The sequence below is a fragment of the Pseudomonas sp. Pmew2 genome (assembly GCF_058129885.1).
This window is the reverse complement of record NZ_CM176702.1, coordinates 1,879,701-1,904,563: the sequence shown is the minus strand read 5'-3', so window position 1 is coordinate 1,904,563 and position 24,863 is coordinate 1,879,701. Positions and strand designations below refer to the sequence as shown.

At 57.2% G+C, this 24,863-nt stretch carries 24 protein-coding genes and 2 tRNA genes; 8 read left to right on the top strand and 18 right to left on the bottom strand.

Annotated elements, in window-relative coordinates; genetic code table 11:
• Positions 1–134: 134 nt before the first annotated feature.
• The 3 genes from AC4ANK_RS08785 to AC4ANK_RS08775 all read right to left on the bottom strand — a co-directional run bounded on the left by AC4ANK_RS08785 (position 135) and on the right by AC4ANK_RS08775 (position 4,808).
• Entirely contained in the window at positions 135–1,778 is a 1,644-nt protein-coding gene (locus AC4ANK_RS08785) for a phosphoethanolamine transferase (protein ID WP_002552601.1), read from the bottom strand.
• 251 nt (positions 1,779–2,029) lie between these two features.
• On the bottom strand, positions 2,030–3,757 hold the full coding sequence (locus AC4ANK_RS08780) for an NAD-dependent malic enzyme (protein ID WP_460383144.1): 1,728 nt from the start codon (positions 3,755–3,757) through the stop codon (positions 2,030–2,032).
• 70 nt (positions 3,758–3,827) lie between these two features.
• On the bottom strand, positions 3,828–4,808 hold the full coding sequence (locus AC4ANK_RS08775) for an IS5 family transposase (protein WP_044424202.1): 981 nt from the start codon (positions 4,806–4,808) through the stop codon (positions 3,828–3,830).
• A 537-nt stretch (positions 4,809–5,345) separates the two neighbouring features.
• Between AC4ANK_RS08775 and istA the strand changes: the two genes are divergently transcribed.
• Positions 5,346–6,860 carry an IS21 family transposase gene (gene istA / locus AC4ANK_RS08770; RefSeq protein WP_054082386.1) on the top strand — a complete coding sequence of 505 codons (1,515 nt, stop codon included), beginning with the start codon at positions 5,346–5,348 and terminating at the stop codon, positions 6,858–6,860.
• Positions 6,861–6,880: 20 nt separating this feature from the next.
• On the top strand, positions 6,881–7,636 hold the full coding sequence (gene istB / locus AC4ANK_RS08765) for an IS21-like element ISPsy14 family helper ATPase IstB (RefSeq protein ID WP_002552598.1): 756 nt from the start codon (positions 6,881–6,883) through the stop codon (positions 7,634–7,636).
• A 173-nt stretch (positions 7,637–7,809) separates the two neighbouring features.
• Here istB and gvpU read toward each other — a convergent pair whose 3' ends face one another.
• Positions 7,810–8,292, bottom strand: a complete 483-nt coding sequence (gene gvpU, locus AC4ANK_RS08760) for a gas vesicle accessory protein GvpU (protein WP_002552597.1) — start codon at positions 8,290–8,292, stop codon at positions 7,810–7,812.
• Positions 8,293–8,560: 268 nt separating this feature from the next.
• On the opposite strand from gvpU, the gene AC4ANK_RS08755 reads away from it, so the two are divergent.
• Both AC4ANK_RS08755 and AC4ANK_RS08750 read left to right on the top strand, forming a co-directional pair.
• The gene (locus tag AC4ANK_RS08755; protein ID WP_002552596.1) at positions 8,561–8,809 is read left to right on the top strand and encodes a CopG family ribbon-helix-helix protein; all 249 of its coding nucleotides are present in this window, start codon (positions 8,561–8,563) and stop codon (positions 8,807–8,809) included.
• Positions 8,787–9,098 (top strand): type II toxin-antitoxin system RelE/ParE family toxin, encoded by a 312-nt coding sequence (locus AC4ANK_RS08750; RefSeq protein WP_002552595.1) that lies wholly within the window; start codon positions 8,787–8,789, stop codon positions 9,096–9,098. The genes AC4ANK_RS08755 and AC4ANK_RS08750 overlap by 23 nt, the downstream gene beginning before the upstream one ends.
• Before the next feature lie 134 nt (positions 9,099–9,232).
• Here AC4ANK_RS08750 and AC4ANK_RS08745 read toward each other — a convergent pair.
• From AC4ANK_RS08745 to dapA, 5 genes are all read right to left on the bottom strand, one after another.
• Positions 9,233–9,322, bottom strand: a tRNA-Ser gene (locus AC4ANK_RS08745).
• 91 nt (positions 9,323–9,413) lie between these two features.
• Positions 9,414–10,124, bottom strand: coding sequence for a phosphoribosylaminoimidazolesuccinocarboxamide synthase (purC, locus tag AC4ANK_RS08740; protein ID WP_460383148.1), 711 nt, complete (start codon positions 10,122–10,124; stop codon positions 9,414–9,416).
• 28 nt (positions 10,125–10,152) lie between these two features.
• Positions 10,153–10,911 carry an MBL fold metallo-hydrolase gene (locus tag AC4ANK_RS08735; RefSeq protein WP_002552593.1) on the bottom strand — a complete coding sequence of 253 codons (759 nt, stop codon included), beginning with the start codon at positions 10,909–10,911 and terminating at the stop codon, positions 10,153–10,155.
• Positions 10,912–12,030, bottom strand: a complete 1,119-nt coding sequence (gene bamC / locus AC4ANK_RS08730) for an NlpB/DapX family lipoprotein (protein WP_002552592.1) — start codon at positions 12,028–12,030, stop codon at positions 10,912–10,914.
• 18 nt (positions 12,031–12,048) lie between these two features.
• On the bottom strand, positions 12,049–12,927 hold the full coding sequence (gene dapA / locus AC4ANK_RS08725) for a 4-hydroxy-tetrahydrodipicolinate synthase (RefSeq protein WP_002552591.1): 879 nt from the start codon (positions 12,925–12,927) through the stop codon (positions 12,049–12,051).
• A 323-nt stretch (positions 12,928–13,250) separates the two neighbouring features.
• Here dapA and AC4ANK_RS08720 point away from each other — a divergent pair, with 323 nt between their 5' ends.
• Together AC4ANK_RS08720 and AC4ANK_RS08715 are read left to right on the top strand one after the other, a co-directional pair.
• A complete protein-coding gene (locus AC4ANK_RS08720; protein ID WP_002552590.1) occupies positions 13,251–13,814 on the top strand; it encodes a glycine cleavage system transcriptional repressor in 564 nt (187 codons plus the stop codon).
• 9 nt (positions 13,815–13,823) lie between these two features.
• Positions 13,824–14,297, top strand: coding sequence for a peroxiredoxin (locus tag AC4ANK_RS08715; protein WP_002552589.1), 474 nt, complete (start codon positions 13,824–13,826; stop codon positions 14,295–14,297).
• A gap of 54 nt (positions 14,298–14,351) precedes the next feature.
• On the opposite strand, the gene AC4ANK_RS08710 is transcribed toward AC4ANK_RS08715, so the two are convergent.
• Positions 14,352–15,422: an AI-2E family transporter gene (locus tag AC4ANK_RS08710; protein WP_002552588.1), complete on the bottom strand. Its 1,071-nt coding sequence runs from the start codon at positions 15,420–15,422 to the stop codon at positions 14,352–14,354.
• 34 nt (positions 15,423–15,456) lie between these two features.
• Positions 15,457–15,708 carry a sulfurtransferase TusA family protein gene (locus tag AC4ANK_RS08705; RefSeq protein WP_002552587.1) on the bottom strand — a complete coding sequence of 84 codons (252 nt, stop codon included), beginning with the start codon at positions 15,706–15,708 and terminating at the stop codon, positions 15,457–15,459.
• 140 nt (positions 15,709–15,848) lie between these two features.
• Here AC4ANK_RS08705 and AC4ANK_RS08700 point away from each other — a divergent pair, with 140 nt between their 5' ends.
• Positions 15,849–17,282, top strand: a complete 1,434-nt coding sequence (locus tag AC4ANK_RS08700; protein WP_002552586.1) for a M48 family metalloprotease — start codon at positions 15,849–15,851, stop codon at positions 17,280–17,282.
• Positions 17,283–17,333: 51 nt separating this feature from the next.
• Here the strand turns inward: AC4ANK_RS08700 and nadA are convergent, their stop codons facing one another.
• Entirely contained in the window at positions 17,334–18,392 is a 1,059-nt protein-coding gene (gene nadA, locus AC4ANK_RS08695; protein WP_002552585.1) for a quinolinate synthase NadA, read from the bottom strand.
• Positions 18,393–18,811: 419 nt separating this feature from the next.
• Between nadA and AC4ANK_RS08690 the strand changes: the two genes are divergently transcribed.
• Positions 18,812–20,386 (top strand): glycoside hydrolase family 28 protein, encoded by a 1,575-nt coding sequence (locus AC4ANK_RS08690; RefSeq protein WP_460385220.1) that lies wholly within the window; start codon positions 18,812–18,814, stop codon positions 20,384–20,386.
• 177 nt (positions 20,387–20,563) lie between these two features.
• On the opposite strand, the gene AC4ANK_RS08685 is transcribed toward AC4ANK_RS08690, so the two are convergent.
• From AC4ANK_RS08685 to tolB, 6 genes are all read right to left on the bottom strand, one after another.
• Positions 20,564–20,639: transfer RNA gene (locus AC4ANK_RS08685), tRNA-Lys, on the bottom strand.
• A 63-nt stretch (positions 20,640–20,702) separates the two neighbouring features.
• Positions 20,703–21,392 (bottom strand): 7-cyano-7-deazaguanine synthase QueC, encoded by a 690-nt coding sequence (queC, locus tag AC4ANK_RS08680; protein WP_002554648.1) that lies wholly within the window; start codon positions 21,390–21,392, stop codon positions 20,703–20,705.
• A 1-nt stretch (position 21,393) separates the two neighbouring features.
• On the bottom strand, positions 21,394–22,041 hold the full coding sequence (queE, locus tag AC4ANK_RS08675) for a 7-carboxy-7-deazaguanine synthase QueE (RefSeq protein ID WP_002554649.1): 648 nt from the start codon (positions 22,039–22,041) through the stop codon (positions 21,394–21,396).
• A gap of 171 nt (positions 22,042–22,212) precedes the next feature.
• Positions 22,213–23,031 carry a tol-pal system protein YbgF gene (gene ybgF, locus AC4ANK_RS08670; protein ID WP_002554650.1) on the bottom strand — a complete coding sequence of 273 codons (819 nt, stop codon included), beginning with the start codon at positions 23,029–23,031 and terminating at the stop codon, positions 22,213–22,215.
• A gap of 6 nt (positions 23,032–23,037) precedes the next feature.
• Positions 23,038–23,538, bottom strand: a complete 501-nt coding sequence (gene pal, locus AC4ANK_RS08665) for a peptidoglycan-associated lipoprotein Pal (protein WP_002554651.1) — start codon at positions 23,536–23,538, stop codon at positions 23,038–23,040.
• A gap of 52 nt (positions 23,539–23,590) precedes the next feature.
• On the bottom strand, positions 23,591–24,841 hold the full coding sequence (gene tolB, locus AC4ANK_RS08660) for a Tol-Pal system beta propeller repeat protein TolB (RefSeq protein WP_216597196.1): 1,251 nt from the start codon (positions 24,839–24,841) through the stop codon (positions 23,591–23,593).
• Positions 24,842–24,863: the final 22 nt, after the last annotated feature.

The following is a 24,863-nucleotide window of genomic DNA, read 5'->3' as shown; positions in this document are numbered from 1 at the left end:
CGCGTCTGTCGTCCCGGTCTGGCGTATCTTCACGCAAATGACGGACAGGAGGAACTGTTGCCTGGCAAAAGGGCCAAGGATGAGCGTCCCCACGCAAGCGTGGAAACGATCTCTATCCTGAGCAAGCACAGATTTTACTGCTTGTCAGCGGCCGCCAGCTCAGTGCGGCACCCGGAGAACATATCCAGGCTTGGGTTGTAGACCTGGGTGTCGACTTTCAACAAGCCGAGCATTGAATGAAAGAGATTGTCCTGGCTCAACGGCGCATTGCGCTGTTTGGCCAGGCACTCCGGGCTGACTGCAAAGGACTTCTGATAGGTATCGGACAACCAGATAAGCATCGGCACATGCTTTTGCTGATCAGGAGCCAGTACATACGGTGTGCCGTGCAAGAACAAGTTGTACTCGCCAAGCGACTCACCATGGTCCGACAGGTACACCATGGCAGTGTCGACCTTGTTTTGATTACTGCGCAACAGATCAATCAACGTGGCCAGTACGTGATCGGTATACAACAGTGTGTTGTCGTAGGCATTGACGATGCTGTCCCGGCTGCAATTGTTCAAGGCATTGCTTTCACACACCGGCGTAAACTTTTCAAACTCTTTAGGGTAACGCTTGAAGTATTCAGGGCCATGGCTACCCATCTGGTGCAGCACCAGAACAGTGTCCTTGTCGAGGCTGTCGATAAAACCCTGCAGGTTTTGCAACAGTATCTCGTCGCGGCATTCATGGCTGTTGCACAGCAGCGGGTCCTTGAGATTACTGACATCCTGGAAGGTCACTCGATCACAGGTCCCTTTGCAGCCGGCCTGATTATCACGCCACACCACTTCTATACCGGCACGTTTCAGGACATCCAGCAAACCTTCCTGATTACGGGCCTTGGTTGCGTTGTAGTTCTTGCGACCCATGTTGGAGAACATGCACGGCACCGACACTGCGGTTTCGGTGCCGCACGAGTAAACATCGGTAAACGCCACCAACCCGCTCTCCTTGTTCAGGTTGGGCGTGGTGTCGCGACCATAGCCAAGAATCCCGAAGTTTTCGGCACGGGCACTTTCGCCCACCACCAGTACGGTCAACGACTTACGGGCATGCGTGGCCCAGTCCGCCGACCGTTTGGCGTCCTCGCCAATCTTGACGAACGGGCGCTGTGCGGAGATCACCTGCTCGCTCAGGTAGCCAATCGAGGCACCGATGTAATTGCTTGGCACGACCATCAGGCGCAATTCGTGATGGTTGCGGAACAACGAGGACAAGCCTTGATAATTCGCCAGCGCAACGCCGCCTATTGCCACGCAACAGACCACGCCTACCACCAGCTTGCTGAACAGTTCCAGGTGCCAGCGACGGTAGCTGATCGGCAGTTTCCATAGAATCAGCGAAGGCAGTACGCCCAACAGAACGATATACAACGCCAGTTTAAAAGACAGCAGCCCTTGCACTTCCGTCACGTTGGTTTCGGCGAAGTTTCGGAACATCCCGGCGTCAATCATGACACCGTACTCGGTCATAAAATACACCACCCCGGCGCTGATCATAAACAGAGCGATCACCACAGGCTTAAACACACGGCGAAATGCCAACAGCGTCAGAACGATATTGAATACGCAGAAAATCATCAGCCCGAATGCAAAACGCATGGCCAGGCCTTTGGCATCGGAGCTGGTAATCGCGAAAAGATGCTGCCACAGATTTATATTGAAACCCAGTAACAGAAAGGCGCTGGCAAGTAAGGTAACAACCTCTGGACGAACAGTTCTGGGTGTCGGCATCGTGGTCTGCTTATCGAATTAATATGCATCGGGCATTTAGGAGCCAGATAACTCCCGATGGCGCGCACTGTAGGCAGCGCTTCATCAATTTTATGTGAAAACGGTGAGAGGATTGGGTTGAATGAAGCTTATTTCACCGTGAAGCAATACGCGCCCATAAACGTGCACTTACTCCGCCAACAAAGCGTCTGCGCAAGCAAGCAAGCAAGCAAGCAAGCAAGCGCAGACGCTGTCACTCTGGAAACGCTCGATCAGACCGAACGACGGCGATAGGCACGATAGCCCGGCAGCCAGAAATTACGCTCGATGGCTTCAAGCAGTGCCTCTTCGGAAGTTTCCAGTGCCAAGCCTTCAGCCTGGGCCTCTTTGGCAACAGCCAGCGCAATTTTACGACTCACTTGCTGAATTTCCTTGAGTGGCGGCAACACCGCATCGCCCTGCCCCGTGACCATCGGCGAACACTCGGCCAGCGCATTGGATGCCGCCATCAGCATACGGTCGGTGATGCGCGACGCCTTGCAAGCCACCACGCCGAGGCCGATGCCCGGAAAGATATAGGAGTTGTTGCACTGAGCGATGTGCACGGTGCGACCGTTGATCTCCACCGGCGCGAACGGACTGCCGGTAGCAACCAGCGCATTGCCATCCGTCCAGCGCAGGATTTCTTCCGGCGTGGCTTCTACCTTGGAAGTCGGATTGGATAGCGGCATTACCAGTGGTTTGGCGCAATGTTTGTGCAGTTCGCGAATCACTTGCTCGGTGAACAGACCACGCTGCCCGGACACGCCGATCAACACCGTGGCCCCGGCGTTCGTCACCACGTCGAGCAACTGCGGGAAGGCTTCTGTGCCAGCAGTCCAGCCAGACACATCGGCGGTCTTTTGCGCCAGGCGCTTCTGGAAATCGAGCAGGTTATCCATGCTTTCGGTCAGCAGGCCGAAGCGATCAACCATGAAGATACGTTTGCGCGCTTCGCTTTCGCTCAGGCCTTCAATTCGCATCGCTGCGATGATGTGCTCGGCGATCCCGCAGCCCGCCGAACCGGCACCGACAAACACCACTTTCTGCTGGCCAAGGGTTTCATTCTTGGCCTTGCAGGCCGCCAGCAATGTACCCACGGCAACCGACGCAGTGCCCTGAATGTCATCGTTGAAGCAGCACAGCTCATCCCGATACTTCTCAAGCAACGGCATGGCGTTGGACTGGGCAAAATCTTCGAACTGCAATAACACGTCGGGCCAGCGACGCTGCACCGCGTCGATGAACAGCGCGATAAAGTCTTCGTATTCCTTGCCTGATACCCGCTCGTGACGCCAGCCCATGTACATCGGGTCATCCAGCAGCTCACGGTTGTTGGTGCCCACATCCAGCACGATCGGCAGCGTGTAGGCAGGGCTGATTCCGCCACAGGCGGTGTACAGCGACAGTTTGCCAATCGGAATGCCCATGCCACCGATACCCTGGTCGCCCAGACCGAGAATTCGCTCGCTGTCGGTCACGACAATGATTTTGATCCGGTCCTTGGTGGCGCTACGCAGAATGTCATCGATGCGGTCGCGCTCGGGGTAGGAAATGAACAGGCCACGGTGCGTGCGGTAGATCTTGGAGAATTCCTGACACGCCTGACCCACCGTCGGGGTGTAGATAATCGGCAGCATCTCGTCCAGATGCGAGTCCAGCAGGCGGAAGAACAGGGTTTCGTTGTTGTCCTGGATCGAACGCAGGTAGATATGCTTGTCCAGATCGCTCGCGCACTGCTTGTACTGGCTGTAGACCCGGGTGACTTGCTCTTCGATAGTCTCTACGTTCTGCGGCAGGAGCCCGATCAGATTGAATTCGACCCGCTCTTGCGGGGTGAAGGCACTGCCTTTGTTCAGCAGGGGCATTTCCAGCAGTGAGGGTCCTGCATAGGAAATATACAAAGGGATGCTCCGATCAACTTGCCGCGCAGCGGTGGCAAGCCGTAATTTGCCAGGCACATAGCGCTATTTTTCTGAAAACGGTCTGATGCAGTGTGAGTCGAGCGCGTTTTTCGCTCGGTTTTCCGTGTTAAGCGCGCAACTCACCCAAACCCATTAGTCGCTTTCGAGCCATCCACAGGTTCGACAGGGCGAACAGCGTGGTCAGTTGGGCCGTGTTTTTCATCAGCCCACGAAAGCGTACTTTCACGTAACCAAACTGGCGCTTGATGACCCGAAACGGATGCTCGACCTTGGCGCGTGTCTGCGCTTTGCAGTACTCGATCTTGCGCTTGGCTTTGTACAACAGGCTGCGTTTGTTCAGCTTGGAATACGTGCTGCGCCGCGCCGCGATTTGCCAGATCACGTTACGATTTTCGTGCTCTTCACGCTTCTCGACACCGGTGTAGCCAGCGTCCGCATAGACCGCGTTTTCTTCCCCGTGGAGCAGTTCGGCGACTTGAGTGACATCGGCCACATTGGCCGCAGTGCCATGGACGTGATGAACCAGTCCAGACTCAACGTCAGCGCCGATGTGGGCCTTCATACCGAAGAAATACTGGTTACCCTTCTTTGTCTGATGCATCTCGGGATCACGCTCGCCGTCTTTGTTCTTGGTCGAGCTTGGGGCATGAATAATGGTGGCATCGACGATGGTGCCCTGGCGCAGCGACAGGCCTTTTTCCTGCAAATAACCGTTGATGACCGCGAGGATTGCAGGAGCCAGTTGATGTTTCTCCAGCAGGTGCCGGAAGTTCATGATCGTGGTGTCTTCCGGTATCGGCGCACTCAACGTCAGGCGTGCAAACTGGCGCATGGGGGTGATTTCGTAGAGCGCTTCTTCCATGGCCGGATCACTCAGGGAGAACCAGTTCTGCAGCAGGTGAATGCGCAGCATGGTTTCCAGCGGATAAGGTTTTCTGCCACCGCCGGCCTTGGGGTAGAACGGTTCGATCAGGCCCAGCAGACCTGTCCAGGGGACGACCTGATCCATCTCGGCGAGGAAGCGTTCGCGGCGTGTCTGCTTGCGCTTGCTGGCATATTCGAAATCGGAAAAGCTCATCTGGCTCATGGGAGGCTCGGATCAGGTGGTCAGGCGATTTTCGCATAACCGGGACTTGTTCGGAGATTCCAAAGGTCGCGAAGTTTTGGTCATTTTCTCTAATCGCCTTTTTCGTCTACTCATTAATTCTTTACGTCGACCGAGGCGGGCAGCCTGGCTCGTTTCTTGTTATTTTTTCTTGTCGCCAGTTCTCTATCAGGCCATGCCGAAAACCATTCGGCGTGTAAGGTCAGGGCGAACATATTACCCGGCTAAAGGCCCATTGCGACATTTTGTCGCGCAAAGAATGGCTAAGTGACGCTACTACCGGCGCAGCCTTCCTGACCAGCGGGTGCACATAGCACTGCGGATTCCACGACTATCCGGACACCCATTCCACCAACATCCGGACACTGATTCCATGCTGATCCGGACACTCATTCCACAAGCATCTGGACACCGATTCCACGGCCATCCGGACACTTTCAGGCAGGCAGCAACGCAGGACTATTCACTACTATCGACCTCTTTTTTCGAAGCGAAGAGGTCGTCGTGGAGCGTTTATCCATGCGTAAAATCCGAGAGGTACTACGCCTAAAGTTCGACGCTGGCCTGTCCGTGCGCAAGATCGCCGCCAGCTTATCCATCGGCCATTCGAGTGCAGGGGATTACCTTTGCCGGTTCGCCGCCAGTGGGCTTCAGTGGCCCATCGATATTTCTGACGCGGAGTTGAATCGACGGCTGTTTCCACCGGCAGTGCCAGTGCCGACCGACCAGCGCCCAATGCCTGACTGGGCATGGGTACACGCGGAGTTGCGCCGCCCCGGCGTCACTTTGGCCTTGCTCTGGCAGGAATATCGACTCGCTCACCCGCAAGGCTTCCAATACAGCTGGTTCTGCGAGCACTACCGCCTTTGGACCGCCAAGGTCGACGTGGTCATGCGCCAGGAGCATCGTGCTGGCGAAAAGCTGTTCGTCGATTACGCCGGGCAAACAGCGCCGGTCATCGACCGACAAACCGGCGAGATCCGTCAGGCTCAGATCTTCGTCGCCGTTCTCGGCGCGTCCAGCTACACCTTTGCCGAGGCCACCTGGTCGCAGAAACTGCCCGACTGGCTGGGCTCGCACGTCCGATGCTTTGCTTTTTTCGGCGGCACAACGCAGATCCTGGTGCCCGATAATCTGCGCAGTGGCGTGACTAAAGCGCACCGTTACGAGCCGGATATCAACCCCAGCTACCGCGATCTGGCCGAGCATTACGGCGTCGCCGTCTTGCCTGCTCGCTCGCGCAAGCCCAAGGACAAAGCCAAGGTCGAAGTCGGCGTGCAAGTGGTCGAACGCTGGATCCTGGCGGTGCTGCGCAACCGCCAGTTCTTCTCGCTTGGCGAACTCAACACAGCCATCGCGCTACTGCTGGATCGCCTCAACCACAAGCCCTTCAAAAAGCTGCCCGGCTCACGCCGGTCAGCCTTCGAGGCCATCGACCAACCGGCCCTGGAAGGCCTGCCGGAACACCCGTACGTCTATGCCGAATGGAAAAAGGTACGCGTCCATATCGACTATCACGTTGAGGTCGATGGCCACTTTTACTCGGTGCCGTACCAGCTGGTGAAGCACCAAGTCGAAGTGCGGCTCACGGCCCAGACCGTCGAGTGCTTCCACGCCAACCAGCGCGTGGCCAGCCACCTTCGCTCGCAGCACAAAGGCCGCCACACCACCCAAACCGAGCACATGCCCAAGAGCCACCGCGAGCACGCCGAATGGACACCGCAACGGCTGATCCGCTGGGCAGAGCAGACCGGGCCTAACACCGCCGGCGTCATCACCTACATCCTCGAACGCCGAATCCATCCGCAACACGGCTTCCGCGCCTGCCTGGGCATCCTGCGCCTGAGCAAACAGCACGGCGAAGCGCGGCTGGAAGCCGCGTGCCAGCGGGCGCTGGCACTGGGCGCATGCAGCTACAAAAGCCTCGAGTCGATCCTGCGCCAAGGGCTGGAGCGCCTGCCGCTGGCCCAGCAAAACCTGCCGCTGCTGCCTGACGAGCACATCAACCTGCGTGGCCCGGGCTACTACCACTGACCTGAGAAAGGAGCTTCGAAATGCTACCGAATCCAACGCTCGACAAGCTACAAACCTTGCGCCTGCACGGCATGATCAAGTCGCTGGGCGAACAACACGCAACGCCTGATATCAATGATCTGAGCTTCGACGAACGCTTCGGTCTGATGGTCGATCGCGAGCTGACCGAGCGCGAAGACGCCCGCCTGACCACCCGCCTCAAAGCCGCGCGGTTGCGCCACAACGCCTGCCTGGAAGACATCGACTACCGCAGCCCGCGTGGCCTGGATAAGGCCTTGATCCTGCAACTGGGCAGCGGCCAATGGCTGCGCGATGGCCTGAACCTGATCATCGGCGGGCCGACGGGCGTAGGTAAAACCTGGCTTGCCTGCGCGCTGGCTCACAAAGCCTGCCGCGACGGTTACAGCGTGCGCTATCTGCGTCTGCCGCGCTTGATGGAAGAACTAGGCCTGGCCCACGGCGATGGCCGCTTCGCCAAATTGATGGCCGGCTACGCCAAGACTGACCTGCTGATCCTGGACGACTGGGGCCTGGCACCGTTTACCGCCGCGCAACGGCGCGACATGCTTGAGCTGCTGGACGACCGCTACGGCAACCGCTCGACGCTGGTGACCAGCCAAATGCCAGTGGACAAATGGCATGCGTTGATCGGCGATCCGACCTTGGGCGATGCGATCCTCGACCGGCTGGTGCATAACGCTTATCGAATTGAACTGAAGGGTGAATCGATGCGCAGGCGCGCAACGAAATTGACGGCGGCAGGGGCTTCAGACTAACAATGCAAACCTGCGTCGCTGCGCTCCGACTGCCTGTCCGGATAAGCGTGGAACGAGTGTCCGGATGTTGGTGGGCTGAGTGTCCGGATGACGTGGAATTCGCACATAGCACGCTGGAGACCGTCATCAGAATGGATGAGAACGCCCCGACGAAAGCCGGGGCCTGAAAAAGGTCAGGACACGCCTGGTTTTTCAGCGATGAGCCCGATGGTGAAGCCGTCCACCGCCGAGATCCTGCCGCGCCACAACACACCTGCGTCGCAAATCGGATTACCGTCAGTGGAATAGGTCCGGCAATCCTTCAGGTGAATGAAATGGAATGCTGGCGTGTCTTCGGAAGACTCTCCCGGCTTGAAGGACAGAATCATTTCTTTCATCGTCGCGTCAGTGCCATTGGCAAACGAACTGAACGGCGCCGAAATATCATCGGCCAACTGCTCAAAATAGGTGTCGTGAGAAATCAGGTGCCCGGAAACCAGATTCCCGCCCACCGATAGCGTCACGCCCAGCTCCACCTTGGTGTTCGCGACAAACTTGACCAGCCATTGCAGCAACCAGTCGATCTGCTTGCCCTGCCACTTGAACTGGGCAATCACATCATCATGGCTCTGACTGGGAGAAGGTTGCGACTTTTGTACCTGATCTACGTCCGACATCTGATAGCTCCTCGCCTCACAAAACGTTGAACCCAAGGTATAGATCAGAAAGGGCTAAAGGGGAAACCGGGAGGGGTGAATAGTTTGGGAGTGGTGATGGGGCGGCATCGTCCCGACTTCGCTCAAGCGTTCGGGGTTGCTGTCGATTTCCAAAAAGTGAATAGCAACTCGGCGAAAAGCACACAAATTTGTTGCGCAATCAAAGCCTCAAGTATACTTTTCAGGATTCTGTATACACTGTTTACAATCACCACCCGTGGAGGCCAATATGGCATCGCCTGTTTTGTCATTCCGTGTCGAAGAAGGCTTGGTCGAAATGCTCGACCAGCTAGCGCTTGCCACGGACCGTGATCGTCAGTACCACCTGAAACGTGCTTTGTCTCGCTATGTCGAAGCAGAAGCCTGGCACCTGAAAGCCATTGACGAAGGCTTAGCCGACATTGATGCAGGAAAGACGATCAATCTGGAAACGGTTAAAGCCAAGTGGGTAGCACGTGCCGCAAATCGAGTTAAGTGAAAAAGCCGATAGCGATCTGGAAGCGATTCATGAGCATTATGCGGGGCTGATGGGCCATCAGAGAGCTGACGAAGTCGTCAGCACCATTCTGGAATCCATTGAGCAGCTCGCAACGTTTACAGGTATGGGACGCCCTTCCCAAGCCCCGGACGTACGCGAGCTGGTACTTACTCGCTACCCCTTCTTAGTGAGCTATGTGGTTCGCAGCCAGGTCGTGTTCATCGTCCGCGTGCTGCATGAACGGAACGAGCGCCTGAACACTTCAAAAATCCCGGATCAATTCAGCTAGTTCTGACCGGCCAGCTATCTTCGACTGCGGAAAAAACGGAGTCGGGGAAGGGAAAAATCTGGGAACGAGGGAGGTAGTACAGCCTGAAAACAAAAAACCCCGTGAATCAAATATTCACGGGGCTTTTCAAATAATGGCGGAGAGATAGGGATTCGAACCCTAGGTACCGGTGAAGGTACAACGGATTTCGAATCCGTCCCATTCGGCCACTCTGGCATCTCTCCAACGGCGCGCATCATAACAGCATCAACGCAGAAGGCGAAGCCCTTCTGCTGTTTTTTTTCGTGCTATCAAGCGCTTGCGTGTTTTTTCCGCTTACAGCGGCACGCCCAGACGGTTTGCGACTTCTTCGTAAGCTTCGATGACATCGCCCAGACCCTGGCGGAAGCGGTCCTTGTCCATTTTCTTGCGAGTGTCCTTGTCCCAGAGGCGGCAGCCGTCCGGGCTGAATTCGTCGCCGAGGACGATTTCACCGTGGAATACGCCGAATTCGAGTTTGAAGTCGACCAGCAGCAGGCCAGCGTCGTCGAACAGTTTGGTCAGGACTTCATTGACCTTGATCGACAACTCTTTCATGCGAACCAGTTGCTCGGCAGTGCCCCAGCCGAATGCCACAACGTGGGATTCGTTGATGAACGGGTCGCCCTTGGCGTCGTCCTTGAGGAACAGTTCGAAGGTGTAAGGATTGAGCCTGGTACCCTCTTCGATGCCCAGACGTTTGACCAGGCTGCCGGCAGCGTAGTTACGCACGACGCATTCGACCGGGATCATGTCGAGCTTCTTGACCAGGCACTCATTGTCGCCCAGCAGCTTGTCGAATTGGGTCGGAACGCCCGCTTCTTCAAGCTTTTGCATGATGAAGGCGTTGAACTTGTTGTTCACCATGCCTTTACGGTCCAGTTGTTCGATGCGCTTGCCGTCGAACGCCGAAGTGTCGTTACGGAACAGCAGGATCAAGCGGTCAGCGTCGTCGGTCTTGTAAACCGATTTGGCTTTGCCGCGGTAGAGTTCTGCACGTTTTTCCATGATGGGCTCCGCTTGCTAAGTAGTTGGGCTAGGCGATATGTCGCCAGTCGAGCCCTGAATCTTGATCGGCCAGTTGCAGCCAGTCCGGGTCGCACCCAAGGGTGTCGACAAAACATTGCCGGGCCAGATGCGGCAGGTTGTTCTTGCTGCTCAGATGCGCCAGCACCAGGTGCTGAAGGTCCTGCCATCCCAGCTCGCTCACCAGGCTGGCGGCCTGATGATTGTTCAAATGACCTGTTTCACAGCCAACGCGCTGCTTGAGAAAGACCGGATACTGGCCTCGGGCAAGCATGTCGCGACAGTGATTGGCCTCGATCATCAAGGCATCCAGGCCTTGATAACGCTGCAATACGTTGGAGCAGTAAGAGCCCAGGTCGGTCAGCAGACCGAAGCGGCGCTTGCCGTCATTGAAGACAAACTGCGTCGGTTCAAGCGCATCATGAGCGACAGACACTACATCGATGCCCAATGCGCCCACCTGCAAGCTCTCCCCGCCCGCCAGCAAACCGGCAACTTCAACCGGTTTTCGCATACCGCGCAAGGTACCGCTGCTGAGGTAGACCGGTACATTGTAGCGCCGCGACAGCAAACCCACGCCATGCACATGATCGGCATGCTCGTGGGTTACCAGAATCGCACTCAACTGGTTTGCAGCGACGCCCAGACGCGCCAGGCGCCGCTCGGTTTCCCGCAGGGAGAAACCGCAATCGACCAGTACGTATGTATCGTTGCTTGCGACCAGCGTGCCGTTGCCACGACTGCCGCTGCCGAGAACCGCGAAACGCACTTAACCCAGGTTGTCTTGAATAACGCTCAACACCCGACGCGCGATATCCGCAGGCGCAACGGTGTTGATGTTCTTCTCGACGGTCACTTGAACGTTGTCACCCACCTTGCTCAGGCGAACCTGATAACGCTCGGCACGGGCATCGATCTCTTCCTTGCTCGACTTGCTGCCAAACAGGCGACCGAAGAAACCAGGCTCGTTTTCAGGCGTTTTGGCCTTTTCGGCCAGGTTGATGTAGTACAGACCCAGGCTGCGGTTGATGTCCTCGACGCGCCAGTCACCCTGATCCAGCGCGCGGCCGACACTCGACCACGCACGGTCGAGATCGGCACCGAGGTTCAATACCGGGTTGCCGCTACCGTCTTCGCTCAAGGCAACACGGCTCGGGGTGTCGTAGTCACGTGCCGCCAACAGGGAAATAGAACCGCCCTTCTCGGCGTTGCGACCCATGCTGGCCAGCAGATCGTCGGTCAGTGCGGCATCAAGCCCCAGGTTGGTGGTACGGGTCGGGAAGGCCACATCGGCAGTGCTGCCGGCAGGACGCTCGACGCTCACCACATAGACTTCACTGGTATTGCGCTGCACGCCCGGCTCGATACGAACCCGCACGCGGGTTTCAGCGTCGGCTGAAACGCCAGCGGCGCTCAGGCGCTTGGCAACCGAAGCGGACAGTTCATCAAGACGCTGCCACGAGGAGCTGAATTCGCCAGTCTGCGGGCGCTCTTCAGCGATACGGAAACCATTGTCTTCAAAGTATTGATGAGCCACCGGCCAGACTTCGGCTGGCTGACGCTGAGCCAGAATCCAGCGCGCATCGCCGCTTTTCTGCTGGCTGAAATCGCTCGACTCGGAAGTCGTGCCCAGTGGCAGAGGACGAGGAACCGTGTATTCGCCTTCTTTCTGGGTGCTGTCAGCCACATTGCGCGGGATCGGCAGCAACGGGTCGAGGCGCTTGACGCCGGACACATCGGCAGGCACCTGCATGGGTGGGGTCTGGGTAGCCTGGAGGTAATCGCTACCGCGATCACGGAAGTAACCATCTTCGCCCCAGAGCCAACCGCAACCGCTGGTGCTGGAGATAATAAGAGCAAGTGCGGAAAGTCCGGCCAATCGCTTCATTGCGTGATACTTCCTCAATTAAACCAGGACGCCGGACTGGCGCAGGGCCTGACGCAGCGGTTCGTGACAGGCTTCGCTGAGCCAGGTAAGCGGCAGACGGATACCGGCTGGCATCTTACCCATTTCATGCAAGGCCCACTTCACGGGGATAGGGTTGGATTCGATAAACAGGGTGTTGTTGAGCGGCATGAGCTTTTCGTGAATCGCCCGCGCCGTCTCGGCATCGCCACGCATGGCCGCTGCGCACAGATCGCTCATGAGGCGCGGTGCAACGTTGGCAGTGACGGAAATATTGCCCTTGCCGCCCAGCAGCATCAACTCGACTGCCGTAGCGTCGTCACCGGAGTACACCAGAAAATCACTGCTGACGCTGTCCAGAATGTCCTTGGCGCGCTGCAGGTTGCCGGTGGCTTCCTTGATGCCGATGATGTTTTTTACCGCAGACAGACGCGCAACAGTCTCTGGCAGCATGTCGCAAGCCGTACGGCCCGGCACGTTGTAGAGGATCTGCGGGATGTCTACGGCGTTGGCGATGTGGCTGAAATGCTGAAACAGGCCTTCTTGCGTCGGCTTGTTGTAATAAGGCGTTACCAGCAGGCACGCATCGGCGCCAGCGGTCTTGGCGTTGGTGGTCAGCTCGACGGCTTCGCGCGTCGAATTGGCGCCTGTACCGGCGATGACCGGAATACGTCCTGCAACCTGGGCAACCACACGGCGGATGACCTCGATGTGTTCGCTCACATCCAGCGTCGCCGATTCACCGGTGGTGCCGACGGCAACAATGGCGTTGGTGCCCTCTTGCAAGTGGAAGTCAACCAGTTTGCTCAGGCTGTCCCAGTCCAGACGACCTTGTGCATCCATTGGTGTGACCAGTGCCACCATACTGCCCGCAATCATGCAACCGCTCCTGCCGGAAAAGAGAGCCGTAATGGTACTGGCGCTATCAGCCTTGTACAAGCGAAGTACCGCGCTCTGAGCATTCCCCTGAGCGATGGTTTTCGCTACCCTTCGTCCTTTGATCGGTACTGGTCACCTGCGCACCTCGCTCAATCGGTCGAATTTGTCGCCAGAAGCCCTGCCCCAGTGCACTCCAGCCCGTCATGGTACTTCCATGCAAGGCAGGCGCTCCGGGACCCGGGAAGGTATCTCGCGCCATCGATTGTCGAAACAGCCCCGCAAGTCCGAAAAAGTACCGACCGCTCATCGTCTAGGAATGCTGCATGTCGTCCACCCCCACAGTTCGCGAACAATTCCTTGTCATCAGTGCCCTTGGCGCAAACCCCATGGAGCTGACCAACGTCCTGTGCCGTGCCAGCCATGAAAACCGCTGCTCGGTAGTCACCTCGCGCCTTACTCGCCACGGTGAGTGCAGTGCGCTGATTCTTCAGGTGTCAGGCAGTTGGGACGCTCTGGCGCGCCTCGAAACCAGCCTGTCGAGCCTCTCCAAGAAGCATGCGTTCACCACCAGCGTGGTACGCAGCGCTACCCTGGAGAACCGCCCGGAAGCCCTGCCCTACGTGGCTTACGTCAGCTCGGCGTACCGCCCGGACATCATCAATGAGCTGTGCCAGTTCTTCATTGACCACAACGTCGAGCTGGAAAATCTGATCTGTGACACATATCAGGCTCCGCAGACCGGTGGCACCATGCTTAATGCCACATTCACGGTGACACTGCCTGCCGGGACCCAGATCAGCTGGCTGCGCGATCAATTCCTCGATTTTGCCGACGCGCTGAATCTCGACGCACTGATCGAACCCTGGCGCCCACAAGCCCCAATGTAAGGAGTTCCCATGACCGTCACAGTAGATCAACCGGTTCCCGACTTTCAGGCACCCGCGACCAGCGGACAGACCGTAGAGCTGTCCGCGCTCAAGGGTCAGCAGGTCGTGATTTATTTTTACCCGAAAGACAACACGCCCGGCTGCACCACGCAGGGTCAGGACTTTCGTGACCATATCGCGCAGTTTCAGGCGGCCAATACGGTTGTGCTCGGTGTTTCACGAGACAGCCTGAAAACCCATGAAAACTTCAAGGCCAAGCAGTCTTTCCCGTTCGAGCTGATTTCGGACAAGGACGAAGCCGTCTGCCAGCTGTTCGACGTCATCAAGCTCAAGAAGCTGTATGGCAAGGAATACCTGGGCGTTGACCGCAGCACCTTCCTGATCGACAAGGAAGGCGTACTGCGTCAGGAATGGCGCGGCGTGAAAGTGCCGGGCCATGTGGCTGAAGTACTGGCGCAGGCCGAGGCCCTGAACAAAGGCTGATATTCCGATAAGCGTTGCGGCACGCAAGGTGCCGCAACGATCCAGACTTGCTGCTTAAAGCAGTGGTGCCACAGTGGGTTCATTACGCGGCCAGGCATCGAGGACGGCCTTGAACAACGTGGCCAGCGGAATCGCAAAGAAGATCCCCCAGAATCCCCACAGCCCGCCAAACAGCAGCACGGCGCAAATGATTGCAACCGGGTGCAGGTTGACGGCCTCGGAAAACAGCAACGGCACCAGAACATTGCCATCCAGCGCCTGAATGATGCCGTGGGCAATCATCAGGTAGATGAACTGATCACCCCAGCCCCACTGGAACAATCCGATCAACGCCACCGGCACTGTGACCACCACCGCGCCAACGTAAGGCACGACCACAGATATGCCGACCAGCATCGCCAGCAGCGCTGCGTAGTTGAGCCCGAGCGCGGCGAACGCGATGTAGGTCACGCCACCACAGATGAAAATCTCGATGACCTTGCCGCGAATATAATTGGCAATCTGACGCTTCATCTCATCCGCCACCCGGTTGATCAACGCACGCTCGCGAGGCAGATAGCCGCGCGCCCAGCGGCCGATCATGTGCCGATCCTTCAGAAAGAAGAACACCAGAATCGGCACCAGCACCAGGTAGATCATCAGGTTGACCAGCAATGGCAGGCTGGAGATCGAGAAGGTCAGCGCCAACTGACCGATCTTGCCCACTTCACCACGGGCGACTTCGATCGCCAGCAACACTTGCTCGTCGGAAACCAGATGCGGGTAACGTTCGGGCAGCAACAGCAGTACAGACTGCCACTTGGCAAGCATGCCCGGTGCTTCGTTGAACAGCGTGATCAACTGGTGCCAGAGCAGTGGTACCAGCACCAGCAGGAACAGCAGCAGCACACCGATGAACAGCGTGAAGACCAAGCCGACTGCGGCCATTTCAGGCAAGCGCAGGCGCTCCAGAACACTGACCAACCCGTGCATCAGGAAGGCCAGCACCAACCCCGCAATGACCGGCGCGAGCATTCCGCCCAGGGTCAGGACAAGGGTAAACGCCAGAAACAGCAAGACCGCCAGTACCACCGCCTCCTCATCGGAGAAGTAGCGTTGCACCCAATTGCGAAGCACATTGAACATCAAACATCCTTTTCAAAAAAACGGCGGTGGCGGTTCAAGCCTTGCGTAGCCAGTAAAGATAAGTGCCAGCGTCGACCTCTTCATGCAGCAACTCATGCCCGGAAAGTCTGGCAAAGGTTCGAAAATCCCGCTGTGACCCGGCGTCAGTCGCGATCACCTTCAGCACCGCGCCGCTGGCCAGACGATTGAGTTCCATCTTGGCTTTCAGCAGAGGCAGCGGACAGTTGAGACCACTGGCATCCAGTTCGGCGTCGCACACCTCGGGGCGCACTACAGCGTCAGACATCGTTTCCCTCCAGGCGGACACATCGAATTACAAACCATGTCCGAAAAGGCATGGCGGATAAGGCGGCAAGAATACCTCACTCTGGTCAGCACGCCATTGAGCCAGCTACAGTACAGGTTCTTCTGACCAGAGCTTCGTGCATGAATTTTTTGCGTCCTACACTGCTCACCCTCGCTTGCCTGTTCGCTACGCATGGCATGGCTGATGACCTGCCTTCACTTGGCGACGCCAGCTCCTCGATTGTCTCTCCCGAACAGGAGCACCGTCTGGGCCGTGCGTGGCTGGGGTTGCTGCGCGGCCAGGTGGCGCAGCTGTCGGACCCGCAACTCAAGGACTACGTCGAGACCTCGGTGTACCGCCTGGCCGAGACCAGCCAGGTTCAGGACCGGCGTCTTGAATTTATCCTGATCAACAGCCCGCAACTCAACGCCTTTGCCGCACCCGGCGGGATCATCGGTGTCAACGGCGGCCTGTTCCTCAACGCCCAGACCGAGGGCGAATACGCGTCGGTACTGGCCCACGAGCTGGCTCACTTGTCGCAACGCCACTTCGCCAGAGGCATGGAGGCCCAGCAGCGTATGCAGGTGCCGGTAATGGCCGCGATGCTGGCGGGTATTGTCATGGCTGCCGCAGGTGCCGGTGATGCCGGTATCGCAACCATCGCCGGCTCACAGGCGGCTGCAATCCAGGAGCAACGTCGCTTTTCGCGCCAGAACGAGCAGGAGGCCGACCGTATCGGCATTCTCAATCTGGAGAAGGCCGGTTATGACCCGCGCAACATGCCCACCATGTTCGAGCGTTTAATGCGTCAGTATCGGTTTGATGCAAGGCCACCGGAGTTTCTACTGACTCACCCGGTGAGCGAATCGCGGATCGCTGACACACGCAACCGCGCCGAGCAGGCCAAGCCTGGCGGCAAGGAAGACAGCCTGCTGTATCAACTGATGCGCGCCCGCGTTGCGTTGATATACGAAGAAACACCTGGTATCGCCGCCAAGCGCTTTCGTGCGCAACTGGTTGAAAACCCGAAATCCGATCCAGCTCGCTATGGTCTGGCCATCGCACAGATCAAGGGTGGGCAACTGAACGAAGCCAGAGAAACCCTCAAGCCATTAATCGAAAAAGCGCCAAACGACATCACCTATAATCTGACGCAGATCGACCTGGACATCACCAATAACCGCTTGGCCGATGCCCAGCAACGGGTCGATCGCATGCTGACGCTGTACCCTGGCAGCTACCCGCTCAATGATGTGCGTATTGACGTGCTGCTCAAGCAGAACCGCACCGCCGAAGCCGAAAAAAGCCTTGAAGCGCTGCTCAAGACCCGCCCGGATGATCCCGACATCTGGTACGTCGTGGCGGAAACCCGTGGCCTGAACGGCAACACCATCGGCCTGCATCAGGCGCGCGCCGAATATTTCGCACTGGTCGGCGATTTCCGTCAGGCAATCCAGCAACTGGACTTTGCCAAACGCCGTGCGGCCAACAACTTCCAGTTGGCGTCACGCATTGATGCACGGCAAAAGGATCTGATTGAACAAGAGCGGATGGTCAAGGACATGATGAACTGATGTCCGAATGAGAAAGCCCGACGCAAGCGTCGGGCTTTTTCATTACGGCTGTCAGGCATTGCCCGCTTGTCGCAAGCGCGCCGCTTGGGTGAAGTCCAGCATGCGCTGCAACGGGCGTACGGCGTTGGGGATCAGCGCCGGGTCAACGAATATCTCATTGCTACCCTCGCGCAGGCACTGCAAGGTGCGCTCAAGCGTATTCATCGCCATCCACGGGCAATGTGCACAGCTTCGGCATGCAGCGCCGTTACCGGCCGTAGGCGCCTCGATGAAGATCTTGTCCGGGCACAACTGCTGCATCTTGTAAAAGATGCCCCGGTCGGTGGCCACAATGAACGTCTTGTTGGGCAAGCGCTGCGCGGCGGCAATCATCTGACTGGTGGAGCCGACAACGTCAGCCAGCTCGATCACTGCTTCCGGCGATTCCGGGTGAACCAGAATCGCAGCCTCGGGATACAAGGCTTTCATGTCTTCAAGCTGCTTGGATTTGAATTCTTCGTGGACAATGCAGGCACCGTCCCACAGCAACATATCGGCACCGGTTTCACGCTGGATATAGCGGCCCAGATGCTTGTCTGGAGCCCAGATGATTTTCTCGCCGTTGTCCATCAGGCTTTCGACGATCTCCAGCGCGCAGCCAGAGGTCACTACCCAGTCCGCACGGGCTTTGACCGCTGCAGAGGTGTTGGCATACACCACCACGGTACGCTCCGGGTGCTGATCGCAGAACGCGGAAAACTCATCGACCGGGCACCCTACGTCAAGCGAACAGGTGGCTTCGAGCGTTGGCATGAACACGCGTTTTTCCGGGTTGAGAATCTTCGCGGTTTCGCCCATGAAACGCACGCCTGCGACCAATACAGTACTGGCAGCGTGGTTATTGCTGAAGCGGGCCATTTCCAGAGAGTCGGCCACGCAACCGCCGGTTTCCTCGGCCAGGGCCTGAATGACCGGGTCGCAATAATAGTGAGCGACCAGCACGGCATCCTGCTTCTTGAGTTCGGCAGCAATGTCGGCTCGGTAACGCGCCTGCTCTGCCGGGCTCAGCGCCTTGGGCTGCTTCGCATCGAGATGAGCCTGCACCAGGAAACGTTCGGAGATCTGTGTCATGTTCGCGGGACCTGAAGGCGCTAGAGCGCGAAAGGCAAGTTTACACCCGAAATACAGGCAATAAAAAAGCCGGAAACCCTTATCAACCAAGGCCCTCCAGCTTTACGCATACATCGCCTGACAAAGGCTGCGCCATGTGCAATCAAGCATATGGCTGATATTCAGTAAATATCGGCCCGACTTCTGAAGGCGCGCCGATTCTAACGCCAAAAAACCGATTTACCAGAAGTTTCTGGCTTGCCCATAGCCGATGAGAATCGTTCTTGAAACCGTCTAGAGATCCATTAAATAGCGAAACATGACAAAGAAATAATTTGTAGCGACTTTCTATTTGACACATCTCTAAAATATCTTGGTCGACCCAACATGGTTACTCACTATCACAGGTCTCATAGATGCCAGGTCCCCTACACTTCGCCATGCACACTTTTCGGCAGACCTCCTGGATGGCCGCTTCCGCGGCTATGTCACTGACCCTCATACTGCCCGCGCAGGCGGCCAGTGAGGCAGCCGTGGTGACGCCATGGGGCACTATAAGCGAGCCAACCAGCCCACCAGTCTGTAAGCAACTTCAAGCGCACCTGACTCCCAGAGACGGCTCGCTGGACAGCGCTGACGGTTCGGCGCTCGACTCCAGGCCTGACCAGGAGAATATCCAGAATGCAATCAATGGGTGTGCTGCCGGACAAGCCGTAAAGCTTGTAAAAGGTGACGGCGACAACTCGGCATTCCTCAGCGGGCCGCTGCAATTGAAATCCGGCGTCACGCTCTGGATAGACGAGGGCGTAACGTTGTTTGCGTCACGTAACCCCAAGGACTACGACAACGGCAAAGGCACTTGCGGCGTCACTACAGTTGCCAATCAGGATGCCTGCAGTTCACTGATTTCGGCCAAAAACACCCACTCCAGCGGCGTCATAGGCAAAGGCGTTATCGATGGTCGCGGCGGCAGTCTGCTTACCGCCGGGGCGAATGCCAATCTGCGCAGCTGGTGGGACCTTGTTTATCAGAAGACCTTGTCCAACGTTTATCAACAAAAGCCGCGCCTTATACAGGTCAGTGGCGGAACGGACTTCGTTATCCAGGGGCTGACGCTGCAAAACGCTCCGGACTTCAACATTGTGACTGACGGCGTGACCGGGGTGACTGTATGGGGGATCAAGATTCTGAATCCAAGCCGGGTCTACAGCGTAGAGGGCTACCACTGCCCAAGCGGCTCGACGCCCGACCAGAAGACCCCTGGGACCTGCTTTACCCCGGAAACCGTGAAGAACACCGACGGCTTCGACCCCGGTCAATCGAACAAAGTATTGCTGGCCTATTCCTACATCAGCACAGGTGATGACAACGTAGCGATAAAGTCCAGCCGAATCTCCGGCAGTCGGGACCTGATGTTCGCGCACAATCATTTTTATTATGGCCACGGCCTGTCCATCGGCAGTGAAACCAACGGTGGCGTACACAATGTCAGCGTTGTGGATTTGGCGGCAGATGGTAGAGACAGCCAGGACGGCATCGGACTGAGAATAAAGACGAGTGCCAAGAACGGTGGAAAGGTAGACGGTATCCGTTACGAAAACGTGTGCATGCGTAACGTCAAATTCCCGCTGGTGTTCGACACCAACTACGGCAGTGCCAGCGGAACCTCGGACCCTGATCTCAGCGACATCACAGTGAAGGGCTTCCACTACCTGAACAGTCCGCGATTCGGTGGCGGCAAAATGACCTTCGCCGGCTACAGTGACAATGGCCAGAAACGGCCGATTCTGATCAAGCTGGATAACGTTGTCTTTGACGGCACTCAACCAGCCTTCACAGCGCTTACCGCCACCCACTTCACAATTGGCCCAGGGCCGGTAAGCTTCTTCAACAAACTGGTGCCTTCGATAAAAGACGACGTCACGGTGTCCGGCAGTCCAGGTGACGGTGCCCCGGTCGATTGCACGGCAGCGTTTGTGCCGATGAAATCAGTGGTGCCTTGGGCTCCGTTTTAACGGACGTTTGTTGTCGGACAGCGCTGCGGGGGCTTGGAGTTCCCCGCAGATGGCTGCCAGCTTAAGGGCACGGGATGGCGGGTCATTCCGGCGCGTGCTGATCTGGGTACCTGAATAAAAGACAGGCAAAAAAAACCTGGAAATCCGCATTTTCATGGGCCTTCCAGATTTTCGAAATGGTGGGTCGTGTGGGATTCGAACCTACGACCAATTGGTTAAAAGCCAACTGCTCTACCAACTGAGCTAACGACCCTCTGTTGTGTGGCGCGTATATTACTGATTTTTATCAGTAATTCAACACCTTTTTCAAAAAACTTTAAAAATAACGTGTCGGGTCTGCCATGCCGGCGGCTGTGAAGCCCTCGGCGCGTAGGCGACAGCTGTCGCATTTGCCACAGGCTCGGCCCTGGTCATCAGCCTGATAGCAGGAAACCGTCAGTGAGTAATCGACCCCCAAAGCAGCGCCTGCCTTGACGATGTCCGACTTGCTCAGGTTCTGCAGCGGCGCTCTGATTGTGAACCCCTGCCCTTCCACACCAGCCTTGGTCGCAAGGTTGGCCATGCGCTCGAACGACTCGACAAACTCGGGACGGCAGTCGGGATAGCCTGAATAGTCCACGGCATTGACGCCGATGAAGATATCCCGTGCACCCAGCACCTCTGCCCAGCCCAGCGCCAGCGATAGGAACACCGTGTTGCGTGCCGGTACGTAAGTTATCGGAATGCCTTCAGAGGGCGACTCCGGCACGGCGATGGAGCTATCGGTCAATGCCGAGCCGCCAATGCCGTTGAGGTTCAGGCCAATGACCTTGTGCTCGACTGCACCCAGATCGCGGGCAACGCGCGCTGCGGCATCCAGTTCGGCGCGATGACGCTGGCCGTAGTCGAAGCTCATGGTGTAGCAGGCGTAGCCTTCTGCGCGGGCCATGGCGACGACGGTTGCAGAATCCAGCCCACCGGACAGCAGGATCACGGCTCTTTTTTCGGTATTGGTCAATTCACTCATGTCAGCGCCCCGGCTCGTCATCCCAAAGAATTTTATGCAACTGCATCTGCAACCGTACCGGCAGATTGTCGGCAACGATCCAGTCCGCCAGATCACGACCTTTAAGCTCGTGGTGACTGGCAGAGAACAGGACTTCGCCCGCACGGCGTTCAAGACCGTACTGAATCAGCTTGGAGACGGCCCAGTCATAATCTTCGCGCGAGCAAATCACGAATTTTACCTGGTCATTTCTCGTCAGCAGCTCGATGTTCTCGTAACGGTTACGCGAGACTTCCTTTGACCCAGGGGTCTTGAGGTCCACAACGCGACTTACACGAGGATCGACTGCCGAGATATCCAGCGCGCCGCTGGTCTCCAGTGAGACCTCATAGCCAGCATCACAAAGACGCTTGAGCAACGGGATGGCATTGGGCTGAGCGAGCGGCTCACCGCCGGTCACACAGACATAGCGAGGACGATAGGCCGCCACTTGCCCAACGATGTCATCCAGCGTCTGGATGGTCCCACCGCTGAATGCGTAGGCACTGTCGCAATACTGACAGCGCAATGGGCAGCCGGTCAGGCGGACGAATACGGTAGGCAGGCCAGCCGTACGGGTTTCACCCTGCAACGAGTGAAAGATTTCGGTGATGCGTAATGTGTCTTGCATATCAGCCACGGGCGTAACAGCTAAACAGGCCGTCCGCCTCCGTCAGGCACTTCAAAGGACCCTGCAATCGCAGAATCCGGAAAAGCGTAGGGTGTACCGGAATTTCGGGTGCGAGATTCTAACGAAAAAAGCCGCGACTAGCGCGGCTTTCTTGATCAGCGGGTCAGAACATCAAAGACGCTGAAGATCTCGTTGCGCCAATTGTGCAGCTGAGGTGCCCGGATACTGGGCGACTACTTGCTGCAATATGCCTTTTACCTTGTCGGTGTGACCGAGACGACGCTCGACGTCAGCCAGCTTGTACAGCGAGTCAGGCACCTTGGCATGCTTCGGATACTGCTGACTGACCTTGGCGAACGCCTGACCGGCACCCTGAAGGTCACCTTTGGCCAGATTCACTTCACCCAGCCAGTATTGGGCGTTGCCCGCGTACGAGCTGTTCGGGTATTTGCGCAGGAAAGCGGTAAAGGCCTGACTGGCCTTGTCGAAATCTTTTGCCTTGATCAAATCGAAGGCCGCTTCGTAATAAAGCTTTTCCTTCGTCGGGTCAGGAGGCTCGGTGCCTGCTGCCGGTGCCTGCTGAGCCGCTGAGGCCGAAGGCGTCCCACTGGCGTCGATAGCGCCACCAGAAGGTTGAGAATTATTGGTAGCCGGAGCGGCTGCGCCACTGGCTATGCGTTGATCGAGTTCCTGATAACGCTCCAGAGCTTCCTGCTTCATGCGCTGGATATCATTCTGCTGGACCTCGACAACACCGCGCAAACGCGCGATTTCGTCCTGCATTTGCTGCAATTGCATGAACAGCTGACCTTGTGCCGAGGCAGGGGCAGTAACCCCTCCCCCGGCATAGGCGCCGGACGTGCCATAACCCGCTGGCGGATAACTGCTGCTGCCAGAGCCAGAATTGTTATCGACCACAGGTGCCGCACCCAACGCTGAAAGCGGAAGGGCGAGGGCCAAAACGGTTAGAGCACGTCGGCACGTTCGCATGTCAAATTACTTACGCAGTTCGACGCGACGGTTTTGAGCCCAGGACTGCTCGTCGTTGCCGGTAGCAACTGGACGCTCTTCGCCGTAGGAAACCAGTTCCAGCTGAGCTGGGGAAACACCTTGCAGAACCAGGTAGCGTTGAACGGCTTTCGCACGACGCTCGCCCAGTGCCATGTTGTACTCGCGAGTACCACGTTCGTCGGTGTTGCCTTCCAGAACAACGCGAGCGCCGTTAGCTTTCAGGTCTTTTGCGTGCACGTCCAGGGAGCGCATGGCTTCTGGCTTCAGGTCCGAACTGTCGTATTCGAAGTAGAAGGTAGTGATTGCGCGCAGAGCAGCTTCTTCGCTCAGGGAGCCGTCAACTGCACCAGTGTTGGCGCCGTAACCAGCGTTAGGGTCAACAGCACCGCCTGCACCGGCATTGTCGCCGCCTTTGGAAGAGCAACCTACAGCTACAGCCATGGCCAGAGCCAGCGCAGCAAATTTACCAAACTTCAGCATTTCCATCTTGAAACTCCTAATGAACCCCAGTGTGTTAAGCAAATCGTGTAGCGCCGCGTCAGTTCAGGTAAGGGGACCAGGAAGGTTCTCTGACTTCGCCTTGAGCGGTAGGAAGCGGGAGCCTTACGCGTCCATTAATGGACACGAGCATCAAGACTCCCCGGCCCTGCTGGCGGGTGGCGTAGATTACCATGGTGCCGTTGGGCGCAACAGTAGGCGACTCATCAAGGTTGCTATCTGTGAGGATTTTTACGCTACCGCGGGCCAAATCCTGCACTGCCACCTTGAAATTAGTGAAGCCGTCCTGCCGGTGAATCATTACCAGCGTCTTTTCATCCGCTGACAATTTCGGGTTGGCGTTGTAGTTACCCACGAACGTTACACGTTCGGCACCGCCGCCATTAATGTTTGTCTTGTAGATCTGTGGCTTGCCGCCACGGTCCGACGTGAAGTATAGCGTAGACCCGTCCTTTCCGAAGAAAGGTTCAGTATCAATCGAAGAATCGTTGGTGACGCGGCTCAATTGACGCGAAGCCAGATTGATCACATAGATCTCCGGATTACCGTCCTTGGACAGAACGAATGCCAGCTTGCTGCCATCCGGCGACCATGCAGGCGCGCCATTCAGGCCTTCAAAATTGGTGATCTGCTCACGGCGACCGGTATCAATGTGCTGAACAAAAATGCGCGGGCGCTTCTGTTCGAACGATACATAGGCAATACGCTTGCCGTCCGGCGCGAAACGTGGCGACAGGATTGGCTCACGCGATTGCAGCAGGGTTACTGCCCGAGCACCGTCGTAATCCGAACGCTGCAAGGTGTAACGCGTGTTGTTCTCAGAGAAACGCTCGGCCGTCACGTAAAGCATGCGGGTAGAAAACGCGCCCTTGATGCCGGTGAGCTTCTCGAACGACTGGTCGGCAATGTAATGCGCCATGTCCCGAAGCTGGTCATTGGTGCCTGACACGTTACCGGTCAGAACCTGCTGCTCGGTGGCTACGTTGAACAGCGCGTACTGGATCTGCAGACGTCCGCCGGCAGGCGTGATGTTGCCGACCATGACGTACTGGGCACCCAGCGCTTTCCAGTCACGGAAAATGACTTCACTGGCCTGGGTCGGCAAGCTGATCATGTTCTGCTTTGGAATCGGCGCGTAATAGCCGGAGTTGCGCAGATCGTTGCTGACGATTTCCGCCATGTCTTCCGGCAGTACGTTACCGCCCTGCCATCCGAATGGCACAACAGCAATCGGTGCTGCACGGTCACTGCCGCTGGTGACCAGAATGTTCTTTTCTTCTGCCGACACCATTGCGGATGCGAAACAGAGAACG